This is a genomic window from Bradyrhizobium diazoefficiens, assembly GCF_016612535.1.
Classification (GTDB): domain Bacteria; phylum Pseudomonadota; class Alphaproteobacteria; order Rhizobiales; family Xanthobacteraceae; genus Bradyrhizobium; species Bradyrhizobium diazoefficiens_C.
The window spans coordinates 2,001,504-2,019,558 of record NZ_JAENXS010000002.1 but is presented as its reverse complement, the minus strand read 5'-3'; the positions used below and the strand labels follow the sequence as shown (position 1 = coordinate 2,019,558).

Annotated in this window: 18 protein-coding genes; 10 read left to right on the top strand and 8 right to left on the bottom strand. The window is 63.2% G+C overall.

Annotated elements, in window-relative coordinates; translation table 11 throughout:
• The first annotated feature begins 75 nt into the window (after window positions 1–75).
• The 4 genes from JJE66_RS26325 to JJE66_RS26310 are packed head-to-tail and all read left to right on the top strand — an operon-like array spanning window position 76 to window position 3,595.
• On the top strand, window positions 76–1,875 hold the full coding sequence (locus tag JJE66_RS26325; protein WP_200517365.1) for a thiamine pyrophosphate-binding protein: 1,800 nt from the start codon (window positions 76–78) through the stop codon (window positions 1,873–1,875).
• 48 nt (window positions 1,876–1,923) lie between these two features.
• A complete protein-coding gene (locus JJE66_RS26320; protein ID WP_200517364.1) occupies window positions 1,924–2,628 on the top strand; it encodes an SDR family oxidoreductase in 705 nt (234 codons plus the stop codon).
• 43 nt (window positions 2,629–2,671) lie between these two features.
• Window positions 2,672–3,190 (top strand): hypothetical protein, encoded by a 519-nt coding sequence (locus JJE66_RS26315; protein WP_246756531.1) that lies wholly within the window; start codon window positions 2,672–2,674, stop codon window positions 3,188–3,190.
• A gap of 21 nt (window positions 3,191–3,211) precedes the next feature.
• Window positions 3,212–3,595, top strand: a complete 384-nt coding sequence (locus JJE66_RS26310; RefSeq protein WP_200517363.1) for a cupin domain-containing protein — start codon at window positions 3,212–3,214, stop codon at window positions 3,593–3,595.
• 52 nt (window positions 3,596–3,647) lie between these two features.
• On the opposite strand, the gene JJE66_RS26305 is transcribed toward JJE66_RS26310, so the two are convergent.
• The gene (locus tag JJE66_RS26305) at window positions 3,648–4,544 is read right to left on the bottom strand and encodes an AraC family transcriptional regulator (RefSeq protein ID WP_200517362.1); all 897 of its coding nucleotides are present in this window, start codon (window positions 4,542–4,544) and stop codon (window positions 3,648–3,650) included.
• A gap of 55 nt (window positions 4,545–4,599) precedes the next feature.
• Between JJE66_RS26305 and JJE66_RS26300 the strand changes: the two genes are divergently transcribed.
• Window positions 4,600–5,343, top strand: coding sequence for an aspartate/glutamate racemase family protein (locus JJE66_RS26300; protein WP_200517361.1), 744 nt, complete (start codon window positions 4,600–4,602; stop codon window positions 5,341–5,343).
• 13 nt (window positions 5,344–5,356) lie between these two features.
• Here JJE66_RS26300 and JJE66_RS26295 read toward each other — a convergent pair whose 3' ends face one another.
• The 3 genes from JJE66_RS26295 to JJE66_RS26285 form a co-directional block, all read right to left on the bottom strand.
• Window positions 5,357–6,319, bottom strand: coding sequence for a lytic transglycosylase domain-containing protein (locus JJE66_RS26295; RefSeq protein ID WP_200517360.1), 963 nt, complete (start codon window positions 6,317–6,319; stop codon window positions 5,357–5,359).
• A 651-nt stretch (window positions 6,320–6,970) separates the two neighbouring features.
• Window positions 6,971–7,828, bottom strand: coding sequence for a VOC family protein (locus tag JJE66_RS26290; RefSeq protein ID WP_200517359.1), 858 nt, complete (start codon window positions 7,826–7,828; stop codon window positions 6,971–6,973).
• Window positions 7,829–7,979: 151 nt separating this feature from the next.
• Window positions 7,980–9,173 (bottom strand): urate hydroxylase PuuD, encoded by a 1,194-nt coding sequence (locus JJE66_RS26285; protein WP_200517358.1) that lies wholly within the window; start codon window positions 9,171–9,173, stop codon window positions 7,980–7,982.
• Between the two features lie 205 nt (window positions 9,174–9,378).
• Here JJE66_RS26285 and JJE66_RS26280 point away from each other — a divergent pair, with 205 nt between their 5' ends.
• Window positions 9,379–10,689 carry a sorbosone dehydrogenase family protein gene (locus JJE66_RS26280; RefSeq protein WP_200518781.1) on the top strand — a complete coding sequence of 437 codons (1,311 nt, stop codon included), beginning with the start codon at window positions 9,379–9,381 and terminating at the stop codon, window positions 10,687–10,689.
• 59 nt (window positions 10,690–10,748) lie between these two features.
• On the opposite strand, the gene JJE66_RS26275 is transcribed toward JJE66_RS26280, so the two are convergent.
• From JJE66_RS26275 to JJE66_RS26265, 3 genes are read right to left on the bottom strand one after another with little or no spacing between them, the layout of a single operon-like run.
• The gene (locus JJE66_RS26275) at window positions 10,749–11,549 is read right to left on the bottom strand and encodes an SDR family NAD(P)-dependent oxidoreductase (RefSeq protein ID WP_200517357.1); all 801 of its coding nucleotides are present in this window, start codon (window positions 11,547–11,549) and stop codon (window positions 10,749–10,751) included.
• 1 nt (window position 11,550) lies between these two features.
• Entirely contained in the window at window positions 11,551–12,105 is a 555-nt protein-coding gene (locus tag JJE66_RS26270; protein ID WP_200517356.1) for a carboxymuconolactone decarboxylase family protein, read from the bottom strand.
• A complete protein-coding gene (locus tag JJE66_RS26265) occupies window positions 12,083–12,928 on the bottom strand; it encodes an SDR family NAD(P)-dependent oxidoreductase (RefSeq protein ID WP_200517355.1) in 846 nt (281 codons plus the stop codon). The genes JJE66_RS26270 and JJE66_RS26265 overlap by 23 nt, the downstream gene beginning before the upstream one ends.
• A 237-nt stretch (window positions 12,929–13,165) precedes the next feature.
• Between JJE66_RS26265 and JJE66_RS26260 the strand changes: the two genes are divergently transcribed.
• The 4 genes from JJE66_RS26260 to cyoD are packed head-to-tail and all read left to right on the top strand — an operon-like array spanning window position 13,166 to window position 17,016.
• Window positions 13,166–13,999: a cytochrome ubiquinol oxidase subunit II gene (locus JJE66_RS26260; protein WP_200517354.1), complete on the top strand. Its 834-nt coding sequence runs from the start codon at window positions 13,166–13,168 to the stop codon at window positions 13,997–13,999.
• Window positions 13,989–15,989 (top strand): cytochrome o ubiquinol oxidase subunit I, encoded by a 2,001-nt coding sequence (gene cyoB, locus JJE66_RS26255; protein ID WP_200517353.1) that lies wholly within the window; start codon window positions 13,989–13,991, stop codon window positions 15,987–15,989. Before JJE66_RS26260 ends, cyoB begins: the two co-directional genes overlap by 11 nt.
• Window positions 15,989–16,630: a cytochrome (ubi)quinol oxidase subunit III gene (locus JJE66_RS26250; RefSeq protein WP_200517352.1), complete on the top strand. Its 642-nt coding sequence runs from the start codon at window positions 15,989–15,991 to the stop codon at window positions 16,628–16,630. Before cyoB ends, JJE66_RS26250 begins: the two co-directional genes overlap by 1 nt.
• Window positions 16,627–17,016 carry a cytochrome o ubiquinol oxidase subunit IV gene (gene cyoD, locus JJE66_RS26245; RefSeq protein ID WP_200517351.1) on the top strand — a complete coding sequence of 130 codons (390 nt, stop codon included), beginning with the start codon at window positions 16,627–16,629 and terminating at the stop codon, window positions 17,014–17,016. Before JJE66_RS26250 ends, cyoD begins: the two co-directional genes overlap by 4 nt.
• 214 nt (window positions 17,017–17,230) lie before the next feature.
• Here the strand turns inward: cyoD and JJE66_RS26240 are convergent, their stop codons facing one another.
• On the bottom strand, window positions 17,231–18,019 hold the full coding sequence (locus tag JJE66_RS26240; RefSeq protein WP_200517350.1) for a thermonuclease family protein: 789 nt from the start codon (window positions 18,017–18,019) through the stop codon (window positions 17,231–17,233).
• Window positions 18,020–18,055 lie beyond the last annotated feature (36 nt).

Below are 18,055 nucleotides of genomic sequence, written 5' to 3'. Positions count from 1 at the left end.
GCCGGCGGCTCGAGGGCGACCGGCGGCGCTGATCGCACCGATGAAGAAGACGGCGAGCCGCAGGGAGACGAGTTGATGTCGAAAAACATGCTCAATGGCGCCCAGGTCATTGTCGATTACCTGATCCAGGAGAAGGTGCCGCAGGTGTTCGGGCTCTGCGGCCACGGCAACATCCAGTTCATCGACGCGCTGTACGAGCGCTCCTCCGAAATCAAGACCATCTCCGTGCATCACGAGAGCGTCGCCGGCTTCATGGCCGACGTCTATTACCGTGTCTCCGGCAGGCCGACCGCGACCTTCACCTCCTGCGGACCAGGCTCCGCCAATCTTCCGATCTCGCTTGCGAACGCCTTCCTCGATTCCGTGCCGTTCATGGCGATTACCGGCAATGTGCCGACCAGCCAGTTCAACCGCGGCGCCTTCCAGGAGATGTATCGGCACTATCAGGCCGACTTCCCGTCGACCGTGCGCACGATGTGCAAGAAAGTGTTCCAGCCGACGCGCGGCGAGATGGTGCCGCTCGCGGTACGGCAAGCCTGGAAGACCATGGTCACCGGACGGCCGGGGCCCGTGGTGATCGACGTTCCCTTCGACGTGTTCATGGAAGCCGCCGCCGAGGAGGCGCCCAAGGTGGCCGAGTGGAGCGCCAACATCTCCAGCCGCTGCGGCGCCGATCCGGAAGGTGTCGAGAAGGCTGTCGACATGCTGCTTGCGGCCGAGCGGCCGGTGATGCTGGTCGGGCAGGGCGTGCGCTATGGCGGCGCGGCGGAGGAACTGCGCAAGCTGGCCGAGCGGCTTCAGATTCCCGTAGCGGCGTCCGCGAGCGGGCTCGGCGCGCTCGATGTCAATCATCCGCTCGCGCTTGGCCTCGTCGCGCGCGCGGGTCATTACCAGGCCAACCACGCAACCCGCCAGGCCGACGTGCTGCTCGCGCTCGGCGTTCGCTTCGACGACCGCACCTCGAGCTCATGGATTCCCGGCTATTCCTTCACCATCCCGCCGACGCGGCTGATCCACGTCGACATCGACCCCGAGGAGATCGGCCGCAACTATCCCGTTGCGCTCGGGCTGATGGCCGACGTCCGCACCTTCCTGCGCCAGGTTCATGCCGAGCTCGATCGACGGGACAACCTCTTCAAGAAAGCCGATGCCCGCAAGAAATGGCTGGCGCAGATCGACGGTTATCGCAAGGAGTGGGACAAGTTCGTCGCGCCCGGTTTCTCCGACGACACCACGCCGATCAATCCGCAGCGCGCAGCCGTCGAGATCGACAAGGCGCTGCCGGAGGATGCGATCCTCGTCTCCGATATCGGCGTGCACCACAACTGGCTGCTCGGCTTCTGCAAGCCGAAGCGGCCGGATTCGCTGATCGGCTCGATGGGCTTTGGCCCGATGGGCTTTGGCGTCGCCGGCGTGATGGGCGCGAAATTCGCGGCCCCCGATCGGCCCTGCGTGTCGGTGTGCGGCGACGGCGCCTTCTTCATGCACGCCAACGTGCTGGGCACCGCGGTCGAGTACAATCTGCCCGTGGTCTGGGTGGTCTGGAACAATTACGCCTATGCCTCGATCCGGGGCTTGCAGCGCGGCTATCTCGGCGGACGCGAGTTGGCGACCGACTTCAAGCATCCGGAAACGGGCGAGCGTTACAATCCCGATTTCGCGGCGATGGCGCGCTCCTGCGGCGTCGAAGGCGTGCGCGTCGATCGCGCCGGCGACCTCGGCGAGGCGATCCGCAAGGGCATCGCCGCCAACAAGCCCTATCTGATCGACGTCGACATCGCCGCCGACGTCAATCCGTCCGGCGCCGGCGTCTGGGAGTTGCCCGGCCTTGGCCAGAGCAAGGCCGGTATCGGAACGCGCTTCCAGCCGGGCTGATCACACGGCCCGCACATCGACAATCAACGAGATATCGGGGAGATCAGAATGATGCTCGCAGGCAAGAAGGTCGTCGTGATCGGCGGCTCCTCAGGCATTGGCCTCGCTACGGCGGAGCTGGCAAAGGCTCAAGGTGCGGACGTCGTGATCGCCTCGCGCAGCGCGGCCAAGCTTGATCCCGTCGCCCAGTTGCTGAAGGTGACGGCCATTCCTACCGACGTCACCAATGATCAGAGCATCGCAGACCTGTTCCGTCGCACCGGCCCTGTCGATCACGTCGTGCTGACGGCGGCGCAGCTCAAGACGGGCCCATTCAAGACGGTCGCGATGGACGATGTGCGCGCGACGATGGAAGCCAAGTTCTGGGGCGCCTGGCGCGTCGCGCGCGAGGCCGAGATCCGGCCCGGCGGCTCGCTGACTCTTGTCACCGGTTTCCTCAGTGTCCGGCCGCGGCCGAATTCGGCGATCATCAGCGCGGCCAATGGTGCGCTGGAATCGTTGGCCCGTGCGCTGGCGCTCGAGCTTGCGCCGGTGCGTGTGAATGCGGTCTCGCCCGGCGTGATCGACACGCCGATCCGGGCCGCGATGCCAGAGGCGGCGCGGAAGGAGATGCTGGCGAAGACGGCGGCCGCGCTGCCGGTCGGTCGCGTCGGCACGGCCGAAGATATCGCCCAGCAGATCGCGAGCTTCATGACCAACGGCTTTGCCACGGGCTCGATCGTCTATATCGACGGCGGCGCGCTGGTGAACTGATCACCCCGACCGGTGAGCAGGGATGACAGAGGAGGGAATACCGATGAGCGCGATTGGGTCGAGTGGTCAGACGGTAACTGCGTCGGCGGCAATGGACGAACCTGACGTCAGGCAGAGGATCCAGGCAGGGTTCACCGGCGGGCTCGTGGGCGGGGTCACCATCTGGATCTACGAGGCCATCGTCTGGGTTGGCGTCCAGCATCTCATGCCGATGGCCGGAATTCCGCGCAATGCCACGGGGCTGGTGTTTGGCAAGGCGGTTCAGGACAGTCTGGGCGGATTGGCCTACGTCGTCGGCACCGGAATCCATTTTTTCTTCTGCCTCGCCTGGGGCGCGGTGTTTGCCTTGGCATGGCCCTGGTTTCGGCGCCGTGGATACGAAGCGACGCTGGTCGCGATGTTCTTTGCCATCTTCGTCTGGATCGTCATGCACGCCGCGATCGCGCTCGCGACCGACAATCATCCGAACTATCTCGACCCCATGGTGATTATCGGTGGCTTCATGTCGCATTTCTTCTACACGGTGCCGCTCGCGCTGATCGTGAAGCACCGCCTTGGATGACCTGAACACGGAGGATCAGCGATGACTGCCGACAACAGCGGCGCCTTCATCCGCAACATTGCCGAGGTGCCCTGGCGCGAATTCCCCAACCATTTTGGCGGTGCGCTGTCAAAACCGCTGGTGATGCCGGAGACCGCGGGCTCGCGCCACATCGACTACCGTATCTCGATGTACCAGCCGATGGCCCATGTCGCGCGCCATCATCACAAGGTGCAGGAGCAGGTCTATCACGTGCTCGACGGCGAGGGATTGATGGAGATCGCGGGCAAGACCCATGTCGTGCGCAAGCATGACGTGATCTTCCTGCCGCCCGGTGTCGAGCACGCGATCTCGAATTCGGGGCTGACCGATCTCGTGTTCCTGGTGGTGACCTCACCGGTGACGGATGATGAGAAGCCGATCTGAAGGCTCAGCCCTCGCTGGACACGCGGCGGAGCGGGCGACCTGTCGCATGCCATCATTTTGAGGCGGCCACGAAGGAACCGGGGGTAATGCCAAGGTGAACCCGGAACTGATTGATAAGGTGGCTCTGGTCGAAAAATCCGACACTGAGTGCCGTTTCAGCCGCGCTGACGCCGCGCGCGAGAAGTGCCTTGGCTCGACGAATTCGAACCTGAGTCAGGTAACGGTGAACGGACAGGCCTGTCTCGGCGCGGAAGCTGCGCATGAAGTGATATTCGCTGAGGCCCGCGACGGCTGCTATTTCGCCGACGGTCATTGGACGGTCATGGTGCTCTTCCAGGAAGGCTACGGCATGTCTCATAGTCGCGCGCGATGAACTCCGACCCGGACGTCGTCGCGTTCGCTGGCCGTAGCGGGCAATCACGGCGCCGAATGTCTCGTAGGCTGCGCATTGTCTCTCCAGCACGTCCGTCGAGGCAGCCATCATTGTATTGGCGCGCAGAAGGTCGCGCGCGATGGTTGGATCGTGGCGCAGTACGTCGCGGCCGAAATCGATGCCGCCATGCCCGCCCAGTGCGTCTTCGGCGATCTGCTCGAGAAATCGGGCCGAGGGATAGAAGGCACAATAGTCCCATCCCTGGTCGCGTTCGACGGCCTCGCCGCGATGAACTTCGCCCGGCTGGATAATCATCACGGTGCCTGCTTCCGCAATGCCCTCGTGACGCGAGACGCGATGCCTCTGTGCTCCGCGCACGAAGGCTGCGATGGTGAACTCGGTGTGAAAATGAGCCGGATAGCTGAAGTCGAAGCACGAGGCACGTAGAAGCTCCAGCCCGTCGGTAAGGCTGGAATCCCGCCACAGCCTCATGACATCGCGCCGCCGGTTTGTCGAAGACATGCCACGAGTTCCGCTGACTTGCGCCGTTCCCGATGCGCAGGAATCTCCAATCATTGGGCTCTCACTTGTCGAAGATGCCACCTGTCTGCAGGCGGAGAGGGCTTCGAATATGACGAAGGACAGTAACGTAGCACGGCCGCTACGGCAAAAAGTAATCGGTATCCTTGGCGGCATGAGCAATCAGGCCACGGGTGAATACTACCGCATGCTCAACGAGCGGCTGAACTCCCGGCTGGGCGGTTGGGACAATGGCGAGATCATCATTGTCTCGGTCAATTTCGGTAATATCGAATATTTTGTGCGTCAGAATTTGTGGGCAGAGGCGCACAGCTATCTCCTCGAGAAGGTGGAGCGATTGGAGCGCGCCGGTGCCGACGTGATCGCATGTGTCTCGAACACCATGCACAGGGTTGTCGAGCCCATCATGGCCACCCGGCAGACGCCATTCTTTCATATCGCCGACCCAACCGCCGACGCTATTCGCAAGGCGGGCCTTCGCAAGGTTGGCCTTCTCGGCACGATGTCCGTCATGCAGTCGGATGCTCTGCGGCAGCGCTACAGTCAGCGCTACGGCATCGAACTCGTGGCGCCTTCGGACGCTGACAAGCAGATTGTCGATCGTGTCATATTTGACGAGCTGGTACGAGGCGACCTTCGAGACACTTCGAAGCGGGAGTATCTTCGGATCGTCGCAGGGCTGCGCGCCGATGGGGCGGAGGGTGTTATTCTCGGTTGTACCGAAATATTCCTGCTGATCGGCCAAAGCGATTTGCCGAATTTCCCCGTGTTCGACACGACCGAGTTGCACGTCGATGCGCTGGTCGATTTTGCGTGTTCCACGTCTGTCCCTTAGCTTCAATCGCACGCTAACCGGAAGAACGTTCACGCGATGCGAGGTGGATGGCGCGCGCCTTTGCACTCTTTCCGGCCGCGCGGGCCGCGATCATATTGCGCGCCTTGCCGTGGGTTGCGCCATTCTTGTGGAGCAGGGCAACCAGGCGCTTGCGGGCGCGGTTCGCCGAGAGCCGCGCTGCAAATTGCTCGGCCTTGCGAATGATGGTGACGACCGACGGCGTCAGATTCACCGGAACCCAGGCGACGTCCTTGGTCTTGGACAGGCTGCCGACGCCTTCGCAGGGTGCTTCGCGCGGCAGGTCGATCCGGATCGCCAAGGCTTCCGAACGCTCGGTCCAGTCTTCCGCCTTGGTGCCGGTGATGATGCGGACGTAGTCGCGGGTCTCGCGTGGCAGCTCGCTCTCCTTGGCGAGCCACTTCTGGATGCGGCCGGGGCCTGCGTTGTAGGCGGCTGCGGCGAGGCCGAGATTGCCGAAATCGTCGCGAAGCTTGCGCAGGAACTTTGCCGATGCGGGCAGCGCCTTCATGGCGTCGAAGGGATCGTCTAACCCGACTTCGGCCGCCGTCTCCGGCATGAACTGCGCCACGCCCTGGGCGCCGGCCTGGCTGACCTCGTTGGAACGAAAGCGGCTCTCTTGCCAGAGCAGGCGGGCGAAGAACGGCACGGGAATGCCGCTCTCCTCGGCCGCTTCCTTGAGCGCACGGCAGAATTGTTCGGTCGGTGAAGCCGGAGCCTGCACGGCCGTTTCGACCGCGCGCGGCGGCTCGATCGTCTCCTCGTACGATGCGCGCGCATTGGCGAGCTCGATGGCCTGCACGCTCGCGAGGAAAAGCTCGGCGAGAGGGACCAGTGAGGGAGCGCGATCGGCTTTGGGTGTGGAGCGGTCGAAGTGTGATACTTGCCAGGTCGGCTGTGAGCTGACATCGCACATCAGAATCAGGAACGCAGCACAAGCCGCGACGAGAAATCGCATCTCGGTAAAAATCCTCGAACTGTGGGGGAACGACCAGCGCGCACCGGTGACAAGGGGTTCTTAACCGTAATTGCGGCGAAGCTGCGATTCCAACGGGTCAGCCGGTGTTAGTACGGTGTTCCCGCAGCAGAAAATGCGATTTCAGGCCGCGGTTCTACGGAACGCCGGGAGAATTGCAGGCCATTGCGAAGGCTGGCCTCCTAAAATGCCGCGCGAGACCGCTTCTGTCAGAGAAGAGAAGTGGCTTGGGGACTGCGAGCCTGGCCAAAGGCCGGACCATCTGACGGGGGACTTCGGTCTCAAGATCATCGAGCTGGATATTGAGGACCTTAGGACAGTGCCGTCGGATCTGTAGAAACCGAAGCGTCCCTTTGCAGGTTCCGGCAGGTGCTTGCTGCGGATTATCCGATGTTGGCATCGTGCGCCTGTTTTGCCCGACGTGTCAACTGATCTTGCGGACCGGGCAAGACGTCATGCCAACATCCCCTGGCTACTGTGCATGGGGTTGTTTTTCCATATTTCGTCGCAGGGTGAATTCAGCGATGCCGCTTCTTCAATTCAGCCGGCGCGTCGTAAGCGATCGGCGATCCCTGTTTGAACAGGTGCGCGGCCCGGCCGTCCGGTAAACACGCGTTAAAGAATTAGCTCAAATCACCCGGCGATGAAGGCGAGCAGAGTGCCGTTGGCTTTCGCGGGCGGCACGCAGAGCGCAGCTCCGCTGCGGACGGCAGCCGAGCCCAACGCCTTTTCGGTCGCCGTGAGATCGCCGCTCACGAGCACCAGCCCCGCGCCGCCACGCTCGGAAAGGCCGGCGAGCGGTACGCCCGGATAGCGTCTGCCGAGCTGGTCCAGTGTCAGATAGACGAAGTCGGCGCGGTCGCCGCCGGAGGTCACGGTCACCGCGCCGTCGGTCTCTGCCCTCGGTTTGCGATCGATCAGCCGCGCCAGATGGGCTGCTTCCTTGGCGGGCTCGGGCGTCGCGATCAGAACCTCGCTAATCCGCTTGGCCGCATTGGCGTGTGTCATCAGTTCGGGGATCCACACCGTCTCGCGGGTCTTGTGCTGGCAGGCGAAGATGCGCACGCCGCCCGGCGCTTCTGCGGTCGGCCACATGAAGGTGCGGAATTTGGCGGCCGAGACCGTGCCGTTCGGCAGCGTCACCGGCCGTTCGAAATCGGTCGGGCCGATCGGCGTGAGGCCGCGCGCGCGGATTTCCTCGGCGCCGGCGGCGGAATCGACTGCGGTGAAGGCGATACGCTCGATGCCTTCGCCGTGCCGGTCGATGAAGGCGCGCGCGGGCGCGTTGTGTTCGGTTGCCTCAAGCACGCCGAGCAGCTCCATGTAGTCCGGGTCGAACATGATGGTGTAGTTGCCGGTGCCCATATGCGCGCTGTGGGTGCCGCGCGGCGAGAGGGTGAAGCCGAGCTGCCGGTAATTTTCGGCGGCCTTGTCGAGGTCCCGCACCATGACCACGGCGTGGTCGATACCGATGATGTTCTTGAGGGCCACAGCTATTCCTCGGGACAATTGCAAACAGATTATGAGACCGCTCGAGCGGGCGCTCGCCCTATCTACGCTGGATGGGCGCGCAAGTCATTTTCAAATCGGCGGGAGAAGCGAAATTTCATTCCGCGAAGCGCGGCATCCGCGCACGACGGCGTCAGCGATCCTGCTCGCTGATAAAGGCGGCGAGGACGGCGCGCTCCTCGCTGGTCATTTCGGTGATGTTGCCCGGCGGCATCGCATTGGACCACGCCGCCACGCGCCCGATCAGACGGATGTTGCGGTCGATGTGCTCGGGCGCGTCGAGCAAAATGCCCTTCGGCGCGGTCACGATGCCGGCCCAGACCGGCTCGGCCGCGTGGCACATGCTGCAGCGGGACATCACGATCTCCTCGACATCGGCGACCGTCGGTTGCGCCGACAGTGCGCCCGCCTTGATCTCGCGCGGGCCGGCGGCAGACAGGAAAAGGATCGCGATCACGCCCACGGCGGCGACACCCCACACCCACCACGGCGATTTGCGTCCGGCATGACCTTCGTTGAAGAAGTGGCGGATCACCGGCCCCAGCGCCAGCGCGATCGCGACGATGATCCAGTTGAAGCGCGTGGCATAGAGCAGGGGGTAGTGGTTGCTGATCATCAGCACGACGACCGGCAGTGTCAGATAATTGTTGTGGACCGACCGCTCCTTGCTGGTCTTGCCGAGCTTCGGGTCGGGCGCCTGTCCCGCGATCAGGCTGACAACGATCTTCTTCTGGTTCGGAATGATCACCGCAAAAACGTTGGCGACCATGATGGTGCCGATAAGCGCGCCGATCTGGTTGAAGGCGCCGCGGCCGCTCAGCACATGAGTGAAGGCGTAGGTCAGCGCGACCAGGAACAGATAGCCGCCAATCGCAAAGGGCAGCTCGCGCTGTGCGAGGCCGGTGCGGCAGGCGACCTCATAGAGCAGCCAGGCCAGCGCGAGGCTCGAGAGGCTGAACAGCCCGGCCTGGAGCGGCGTCAAATCGAGGATCGACTTGTCGACCAGGAACAGATCGGCGTCGAGATAGTACACCACCACCATCAGCGCGAAGCCGGACAGCCAGGTAGTGTAAGCCTCCCATTTGAACCAGGTCAGCTCGTCCGGCATCCGGGTTGGCGCCACCAGATATTTCATGATCCGGTAGAAGCCGCCGCCATGGACCTGCCAGGCCTCGCCATGCACGCCGTTCGGCAGATCGCTGTTCGGCTTGAGGCTGAGGTCGAGGGCGATGAAATAGAAGGAGCTTCCGATCCAGGCGATCGCCGCCACCACATGCAGCCAGCGCAGCAGCAGGCTCGCCCATTCCGATACGATCGATCCCCACATGATCACTCCATCAATCGCGGCATCGATGCCGCAGCTTTGATGACCGCAACCGGCGGCCGCGCCCTTACAATGTGTCGCACCGATCCGTGCTGTTTTCCAGTACGATGGGTCACGCCAAATGCACATCGTGACGGCATGAGCTGACGTGGGATTTGGCAGATAAGTCCGGGAGGAAGGCGACGTGAAGATTCATGTTTCGTACGTGATGGTGCCCATATGGCTTTTGGTCGCCTGCATCGGCGCGCAGGCCGAGCCGGTGCTGCAAGGCAAGGATGCCTATGGCAGCTGGCAGGCCGACAAGCCTGGCGTGGTCAGGCTGATCCGTCCGGAGGATCTGGCCAAGCCCGGCGCCTCGCGGTCAGTCTCCAATTCTGCGCGCGTGACGGCACGCGGCGAGATGACGCCGCAGGTGCCCCAAGGATTCAAAATCGAGCTTCTGGTTGACAGTCTGTCCGACCCGCGGGTGCTGCGTGTTGCGCCGAATGGTGACATTTTCGTCGCCGAGACTAGGCCAGGGCGCATTCGCGTGTTGCGTCTCGGCGAGGGCGCCAAGGTCGCGACGAACGAGATCTTTGCCAGCGGGCTCAACCGTCCCTTCGGCGTCGCGTTCTTCCCGAACGGCGACGATCCGCAATGGGTCTATGTCGCCAATGCGAACAGCGTCGTTCGCTTCCGGTATCGCGTCGGCGACCTCAAGGCATCCGCCAAGGCGGAGACGGTGGTTGCGAGCCTTCCGGCAGGATCGGGCCATTCCACCCGCGACATCGTGTTCACGCCGGACGGGAAGCGCATGCTGGTCTCGGTCGGCTCCGCCAGCAATGTCGGCGAAGGCATGGGGAGCCCGCCCGGCGGGCTCGAGGCCTGGTCGAAGGCGCAGCCCGTGGGCGCATCCTGGGGCTATGAAGCCGAGCGTGCGGCGGTGCTCACCTTCGATCCCGAAGGCAAGGACCGCAAGCTCTATGCCACTGGCATCCGCAATTGTGTCGGCCTCGCGATCCAGCCGCAGACGGGCCAGCCCTGGTGCTCGACCAACGAGCGCGACGGCCTTGGCGACGATCTCGTGCCCGACTATGTCACCAGCGTGAAGGAGGGCGCCTTCTACGGCTGGCCATGGTTCTACATCGGCAACAACGAAGACCCGCGCCACCCCGGCGCGCGGCCGGACCTGAAGGACAAGGTGACTGTGCCGGACGTGCTTGTGCAGCCGCACTCGGCGTCGCTCGGCATGACCTTCTATCAGGGCACGCAGTTTCCATCCGAATACCAAGGCGACGCCTTCGCCGCCGAGCATGGCTCCTGGAACCGGTCAAAGCGCACCGGCTACAAGGTGATCCGCATCCGGATGAAGGACGGCAAGCCGACCGGGGAGTATGAGGATTTCGTCACGGGCTTTGTCGTGAACGACACCCAGGTGTGGGGACGGCCGGTCGGCATCGCGGTGGCCAAGGATGGCGCGCTGCTGATCTCGGAGGATACCGGCGGCACGATCTGGCGGGTGACCAGCGTGCCGAAGTGACGCTTCACCCTCCGTGGAGGGGTCCCCTCCAGGGTAGGGTAAGCGAGGCGCTTGCTTCGCTAGCCCCGTCTCACACTCGCGCCACCATCCACCGGCAGCGTCACACCGGTGATGAAATTCGCTTCATCCGAGGCCAGGAACAGCGCCGCGTTCGCGACGTCCCACCCCGTGCCCATCTTCCTGCGCAGCGGTACTTTGCTGTCGCGTTCGGCTTCGACTTCGGCGCGGCTCTTGTGCCATTCGCGGGCGCGGGTATCGACGGCCATCGGCGTGTTCATCAGCCCGGGCAGGATGACGTTGGCGCGGATGCCGTATTCGGCGTTCTGGTAAGCGAGCTGCTCGGTGAACGCGATCATCGCCGACTTCGTCGCCTTGTAGGCGACGTAGGGATAGGTGGTGATCGCAGCCATCGAGGAGATGTTGATGATGGCCCCGCTCTTCTGCGTGCGCATGATCGGGATGACTTCCTTGGCCGCCAGGATGCAGCTCTTCAAATTGATGGCGACGACGCGGTCGAAGGCTTCCTCGGTGATTTGAAGCAGCTCGGCATCGCCGCCAGACAGGCTGACGCCGACATTGTTGTGCAGCACGTCGATCCGGCCCCAGCGCACCTGCGCCTCCGCAACCATCGCCTTGATGTCCGCGGATTTCGTGACGTCGGCCTCGAAGGCCGCGGCGGTGCCTTGCGTCGCGGCGATCATGGCGGCGGTTTCCTGCGCCGATTCGAGGTGACGATCGACGCACAGCACTTTCGCGCCCTCGCGCGCGAAAGTGAGTGCGGTGGCGCGGCCGTTGCCCATGCCTTCGCCCGGGCTCTGGCCGGCGCCCACGACGATCGCAACCTTGTCTTTCAAGCGCATGTCAGTTCACTCCCGGGATCGGGTACTGCTGGAGTACCTCTTTGTAATATGGCTCGTTGTCGATCTTCATGGTGGCGAGCACGCGCACCACGCCGCAGTAGAAGGCGATGGTGAGGACGAGATCGACCATATGCTCGTCGGAAAGATGTGTCTTGATCTCTGCGAATGTCGCGTCCGACATCGCGAGGTCACGCACCATCTCGCGGGCGCCTTTCAGGATCGCTCTTGCCAGCGGCTCGAGCTTCGACGGTTTGCCCTCGGTCTCCGCCATCAGGCCGGCGATGTCCTCGTCGGTCACGCCGAACTCCTTGCCGATCTTCACATGATGGGTGAATTCGTATTCCGATTTCTCGATCCAGCCGACCTGGAGGATCGCGAGTTCGCGCAGGCGCGGATCGAGCTTGCTCTTGAAGCGGATGTAGCCGCCGATGCCGTTGAAGGCGCGTGCCATGTCCGGCGAATTGACCAGCAGCTTGTGCAGATTGGTATTGCGCTTGAGCATGTCGCGATGTTCGGGTGCGACTTGGTCGGCCTCAAGATAGGGCAGGCGGGCCATGGTGTGTTTCCTCAGGTTCTTGTGACTCGCGTTCGGGCGCTTGCAGCGTCACGCCGCCGTCGACCACCAGCACCTGTCCGGTGATGTAGCGCGCAAAATTGCTGAGCAGGAACTTGACCGCGTGGCCGACGTCCCAGCCGGTGCCTTCGGTCTTGAGCACGGAGGCCTTGGCGCGCTGAACGCGGGCCTGTTCGCTCATGCCGCGGGCATAGACCATTGGGGTGTACATGGGCCCGGGGCAGATGCAATTGACGCGGATGTTGTCGCGGCCGTGATCGACCGCCATCGCGCGCGTGAGGCCGATGACGGCGGCTTTCGACGTCGTGTAGGTCGTGAGGCCGCGTGGCCGCAGCGCGGAGATCGAGGAGATGTTGACGATCGCGCCGCCCTTGGCGGTTTTGATCATGGCGGGGATCGCATGCTTCGAGAGCAGGAACATGGCCTCGACATTGACCTGCATGACGCGGCGGTATTGCTCGGGCGTCTCGTCAACCACGCTGCCGCGGCTGCCGATGCCGACATTGTTGTCCAGAAAATCGAGCCGGCCCCAGCGATCGAGGGCGGCCTCGACGAGCCGCTTGCAATCGCCTTCGCTGGTGACGTCGCCGTCGTGCGCCGCGGCCGTGCCGCCTTCGGTTGTGATCATCTCGACGGTGCGCTCGGCGAGTTTGAGATCCCGATCGGCCACCAGCACTTTAGCGCCGGCGCGGGTGAGCAGAATTGCTGCAGCGCGACCGTTGCCGATGCCGTCGCCCACTGCACCGCCGCCACTGATCAGCGCCACCTTGCCGGCGAGTCCGGCATCGTCCTCAGGGCCCTGCATGTCGTTTCATCCCAAATATTTTCGTGCAACTTAGCAATGGAGCGCAGGGGTGAGAAGGCCGGCCGTCCCGTGCAGATGTCATTGACATCGCACGGAATTGCATGCCGCCGCACGAGATGAGACGCGGTTGAGCGGCGATTGTCCGGGGAACCCTCTTCACGCAACTGCGTTTTGGGGCAGGGGCGTTTCTCGCGTTACGCTCACCGTCGGGGTTTCCCAATCGCCAGTGGCTTTCCAATGAATCTGCTCGATCCACAAGGGCCGGTGGCTGCCGCCAACAGCACCATCCTGGTCGATTCCGTCTTCATCATGCTTGCGATCGTGGTGCCGACGATCATCGCGATCCTGGCGTTCGCGTTCTGGTTTCGTGCCTCCAATCCGAAGGCGCGATTTCAGCCGGACTTCGTCTATTCCGGCCGCGTCGAAATGGTGGTCTGGGCGATTCCCGCGCTGACGGTCATCCTGCTCGGCGGCGTCGCCTGGATCGGATCGCATAAGCTCGATCCGGCAGCGCCCGTGCCAGGGACCGGCAGTCCGCTTCGCATCCAGGCCGTCTCGCTCGACTGGAAATGGCTCTTCATCTACCCGGATCAGCGCATCGCCACCGTCAACACGCTGACTGTGCCGGCCGGCGCCGAGCTGAATTTCCAGCTGACATCGGCGAGCGTGATGAACGTGTTCTTCATCCCGCAGCTCGGCAGCATGATCTACACCATGAACGGCATGGTGACGCGGCTGAACCTGCGCGCCGACAATGAAGGCGACTTCAAGGGTCTGTCGGCGCATTTCTCCGGTGACGGCTTTCCCGAGATGATGTTCGACGTGCACGTGGTTTCGCCGTTGGCCTTTCCAGATTGGGTCGCGACGACAGCGAAGACCGACGCCGTGCTGAACGAGGACAGCTACAAGAAGCTGATGCAGCAGTTCGTGCAGAAGGGAACGCTGACCTATCGCCTCGACGATCCCCGCCTGTTCGACCTGATCGCGACCCAGCACATTCCGCCAGGGCCCGGGCCGGAGCTGCTCTCGGATGCTGGCCGTCCGCACAGTGGAGGCCACGATGCTCGGTAAGCTCGATTGGTCGGCCATCCCGTTCGACCAGCCCATTCCGCTCATTGCCGGAGCCGTGGTGCTGATCGGGATCCTCGCCGTGCTGGCCTGGGTCGTGGTGAAGGGGCATCTGCCCTATCTTTGGCATGAATGGATCACCAGCGTCGATCACAAGCGCATCGGTGTGATGTACATCCTGCTCGCGTCGGTGATGCTGCTGCGCGGCGGCAGCGACGCCATCATGATGCGAATCCAGCAGGCCATCGCCTATCAGTCGCAGGGCTATCTGCCGCCGGAGCATTACAACCAGATCTTCTCTGCGCACGGCACCATCATGATCTTCTTCGTGGCGATGCCGTTCGTGATCGGGCTGATGAACCTGGTCGTGCCGCTCCAGCTTGGCGTACGTGACGTCGCGTTCCCGACGCTCAATTCAGTCGGTTTCTGGCTGACCGCGACCGGCGCGCTGCTGGTCAATCTCTCGCTCGTGATCGGCGAGTTTGCGCGCACCGGTTGGCTCGCCTTTCCGCCGTTATCGGAATTGTCCTACTCGCCGGGCGTCGGGGTCGATTATTACGCCTGGTCGCTCCAGATCTCCGGCGTGGGCACGCTGGTGGCCGGCATCAATCTCGTCACCACCGTGCTCAAGCTGCGCACCAAGGGCATGAACTATCTGCGCATGCCGATGTTCTGCTGGACCACGCTGGCCTCGAACCTGCTGATCGTCGCGGCGTTCCCGATTCTTACCGCCACGCTCGCAATGCTGCTGCTCGACCGATACCTCGGCTTCCACTTCTTCACCAACGAGGCCGGCGGCAACGTCATGATGTTCATGAACCTGATCTGGGCCTGGGGCCATCCGGAAGTCTATATCCTGGTGCTGCCGGCGTTCGGCATCTTCTCGGAGGTGGTGTCGACCTTCTCCGGCAAGGCGCTGTTTGGCTATCGCTCGATGGTGCTCGCCACCATGGCGATCTGCGTCATCTCCTTCATGGTCTGGCTGCACCATTTCTTCACGATGGGTGCGGGTCCCGACGTCAACGCCATCTTCGGCATCGCCAGCATGATCATCGCGATACCAACCGGGGTGAAGATCTACAACTGGTTGTTCACGATGTATGGCGGTCGCATCCGTTTTGCGACGCCGATGCTGTGGGCGGTCGGCTTCATGGTCACCTTCATCATCGGCGGCTTGACCGGCGTGCTGGTCGCGGTGCCGCCGGCCGATTTCATGCTCCACAACAGCATGTTCCTGGTGGCGCACTTCCACAACGTCATCATCGGCGGTGTGCTGTTCGGTGCCTTCGCCGGCTTCGAATACTGGTTTCCCAAGGCGTTCGGCTTCCGCCTCGACGAGCGCTGGGGCAAGCGCGCGTTCTGGTTTACCTTCACAGGCTTCTACATCACCTTCGTGCCGCTCTATGTCGCCGGCATGCTCGGCATGACACGGCGCATGCAGCACTACGACGTCGCGGCGTGGCGGCCCTGGATGATCGCGGCGGCGATTGGGATGGCCGTGCTGACGACCGGCGTGATCTGCCAGATCGTGCAGCTCGTCGTCAGCATCCGCAACCGCGAGGCACTGCGTGACCGCACCGGCGATCCCTGGGACGGCCGTTCGCTGGAGTGGGCGACCTCGTCGCCGCCGCCGGTGTTCAACTTCGCCTTCCATCCCGATGTGCGCGGCGAGGATGCCTATTGGGATCTGAAGGCGCACGCCAAGCAGCAATCGCTTGAGCATGAATCCCCAGAGTATCACGACATCGAGATGCCCCGGAATTCGCCGACGGGCTTCGTCTGCGCTTTCTTCGCCACCATCATGGGCTTTGCGCTGATCTGGCACATCTGGTGGATGGTGATCCTGGGCGGCATCGGCGCGTTCGCGACGTTCGTCGTCTTCGCCTGGCGCGACCATGACGAATACGTCATTCCGGCCGCCGAAGTCGCGCGCATCGACCGTGTCAATCTCGAGGAACGGCGCAGCCTCGTCAGCATGGCGGGGGCGGTCTGATGGCGGTGACGGCGACCTATGGCGATGCACATGCCGATCCGCATCATGTCGGCCGCGCCGCCGAGCATCCAGGGCCGGCATCAAAACGTATCGTGACGGCGTACGGTTTCTGGATATTCCTGCTCTCCGACATCGTGATGTTTTCCTGCTTCTTTGCAGCCTATGCGGTGCTGGCCGACCAGATCGCAGGCGGCCCGAAGGGCTCGGAGATATTCGACCAGCGCAACGTCGCCATCGAGACGGTCTGCCTGCTGCTCTCGAGCTTCACCTGTGGCATGGCCAGCATCGCGGCCGACGTCCGCAGCCGGTTCTGGTTCTATCTCGGCATGGCCGTGACGTGCTTGCTCGGGCTGATCTTCCTGGTCATCGAGTTCAAGGAATTCGCCGATCTCGTGTCTCGCGGTTATGGCCCGTCACGCAGCGCCTTTCTGACGTCGTTCTTCTCGCTGGTCGGATGCCACGGCCTGCACGTCTCGGCGGGCGTGTTGTGGCTCCTGACCATGATGGCCCAGGTCTTCGCAAAGGGCTTTCGCGCCGACGTCCTTCGCCGGATGATGTGCTTTGCGCTGTTCTGGCATGCGCTCGACATCATCTGGGTCGGGGTGTTTTCCGTCGTTTACCTGCTTGGGAGTGGCGTATGAGCGATCAGACCCGCGCGCGGATCGAACATGACCTCGCACCGGGCGAGGAGGAGCAACACAGTGTCGGTGAGCGGATCGTTGGCTATGTCGTTGGTCTCGGCCTCGCGTTGCTGCTCACGGCGACCTCGTTCTTCATCGCCGGAACGGATCTGGTCTGGCAACCCTCGATCCCCGTTGCGCTGATCGTGCTCGCAATTGCGCAGATGGGCGTGCATCTGGTGTTCTTCCTGCACATCACCACGGGTCCGGACAACACCAACAACGTGCTTGCGCTCGCCTTCGGCCTGCTGGTTGTCTTCCTGTTGGTTGGTGGCACCGTCTGGATCATGGGGCATTTGAATCAGAACATGCCGCCGATGGATCAGTTCATTCGGATGCACAGTTAGCGCCGCACAAAAAAGAGGAGCCGCTTGTGGTGACAAGCGGCCCAAGTCTAGGGAGGAAACGCCCGAGCAAAGACAATCCGAAGAGGATCGTCTGCCAAGGATGCGCTCGCGCAAGGCGCGTGCGCACGTTCATAAGTGCAGCAACTCGCGCAAGAGTTCAATTCCGGATCAATACTGTCTCCGGCTACCACTCACGGCTGCGTGAACCAATTGTTCACTTTGGCCGGCGGCAATTATAGGCCTTGCGGAAGCCTGAGGCCTGCGCGTCCTCCTCCGAGCAGAACCAGCGGTCCGGCTTGGTGGTCGCGGCATAGCTCGGGCAACCCCGCAGATGGTAGATGCCGATATTGCCGGTGACGCGCGCGCGCACCGCCAGCTTGCCCTTGATGCTGCAGCTCGGCGGCGCCGTCAGCTCGTCCGGAAACAGCACCGCGCGAATCTCCTTGTCGCGGTCGGAGCGGCACGCGGCGCCGAGCAGGGCGCCGTCCTTCTTGCCGGTGCGGAAGTCTTGCGGCGCAACAAAGCAGCCCTTCCAGATCCCGGCCGAGGCCGTCCTGGCGTCGGCCGCCGCCGGCTTGACGTTGGCCTTGAGGGGCTCACGCGCAATGGCAAAGCCCAGCCTGACCAATTGCTCGTTCAACGAAACCTTGTCGCCCTCGACCGTGCAGATCGCACGGTGGCGCTTGCCAAAATTCTTCTCGGGACCGACATCGTCGCAGCGCACGGGCTTTCCGCCGATCAGCTTGGTGAGCTGGTCGCGGGCCTCGATGCCGCAGCTCCAGGCATCGGCGTGGTCGTCGATACAGACCTGGTCCAGTTCGGGTGCGTCAACGCCGTCGAGCCGGTAGGTGACGTCGCCGAGCTGGATCGAATTGGCGTCCCGGACCGTCGCAGCTGCGGTCAGCGCGGCGGCAGGGCTGGTAACCCCCAGAAATCCGGACAAAGCGAGAAATAAAACGAGCGCGAAGGCGCGGGCGGCGGCAAATGAATTCTCGACGGACATAATTTCTCGCTATCGATTGCTCTAGCTCCTCGTTCC

Coding starts and splice junctions, on each gene's coding strand:
- JJE66_RS26325 (WP_200517365.1), top strand. CDS start 76: ATGTCGAAAAACATGCTCAATGGCGCCCAGGTCATTGTCGATTACCTG.
- JJE66_RS26320 (WP_200517364.1), top strand. CDS start 1,924: ATGATGCTCGCAGGCAAGAAGGTCGTCGTGATCGGCGGCTCCTCAGGC.
- JJE66_RS26315 (WP_246756531.1), top strand. CDS start 2,672: ATGAGCGCGATTGGGTCGAGTGGTCAGACGGTAACTGCGTCGGCGGCA.
- JJE66_RS26310 (WP_200517363.1), top strand. CDS start 3,212: ATGACTGCCGACAACAGCGGCGCCTTCATCCGCAACATTGCCGAGGTG.
- JJE66_RS26305 (WP_200517362.1), bottom strand. CDS start 4,544: ATGATTGGAGATTCCTGCGCATCGGGAACGGCGCAAGTCAGCGGAACT.
- JJE66_RS26300 (WP_200517361.1), top strand. CDS start 4,600: ATGACGAAGGACAGTAACGTAGCACGGCCGCTACGGCAAAAAGTAATC.
- JJE66_RS26295 (WP_200517360.1), bottom strand. CDS start 6,319: ATGCGATTTCTCGTCGCGGCTTGTGCTGCGTTCCTGATTCTGATGTGC.
- JJE66_RS26285 (WP_200517358.1), bottom strand. CDS start 9,173: ATGTGGGGATCGATCGTATCGGAATGGGCGAGCCTGCTGCTGCGCTGG.
- JJE66_RS26280 (WP_200518781.1), top strand. CDS start 9,379: ATGGTGCCCATATGGCTTTTGGTCGCCTGCATCGGCGCGCAGGCCGAG.
- JJE66_RS26275 (WP_200517357.1), bottom strand. CDS start 11,549: ATGCGCTTGAAAGACAAGGTTGCGATCGTCGTGGGCGCCGGCCAGAGC.
- JJE66_RS26270 (WP_200517356.1), bottom strand. CDS start 12,105: ATGGCCCGCCTGCCCTATCTTGAGGCCGACCAAGTCGCACCCGAACAT.
- JJE66_RS26265 (WP_200517355.1), bottom strand. CDS start 12,928: ATGCAGGGCCCTGAGGACGATGCCGGACTCGCCGGCAAGGTGGCGCTG.
- JJE66_RS26260 (WP_200517354.1), top strand. CDS start 13,166: ATGAATCTGCTCGATCCACAAGGGCCGGTGGCTGCCGCCAACAGCACC.
- cyoB (WP_200517353.1), top strand. CDS start 13,989: ATGCTCGGTAAGCTCGATTGGTCGGCCATCCCGTTCGACCAGCCCATT.
- JJE66_RS26250 (WP_200517352.1), top strand. CDS start 15,989: ATGGCGGTGACGGCGACCTATGGCGATGCACATGCCGATCCGCATCAT.
- cyoD (WP_200517351.1), top strand. CDS start 16,627: ATGAGCGATCAGACCCGCGCGCGGATCGAACATGACCTCGCACCGGGC.
- JJE66_RS26240 (WP_200517350.1), bottom strand. CDS start 18,019: ATGTCCGTCGAGAATTCATTTGCCGCCGCCCGCGCCTTCGCGCTCGTT.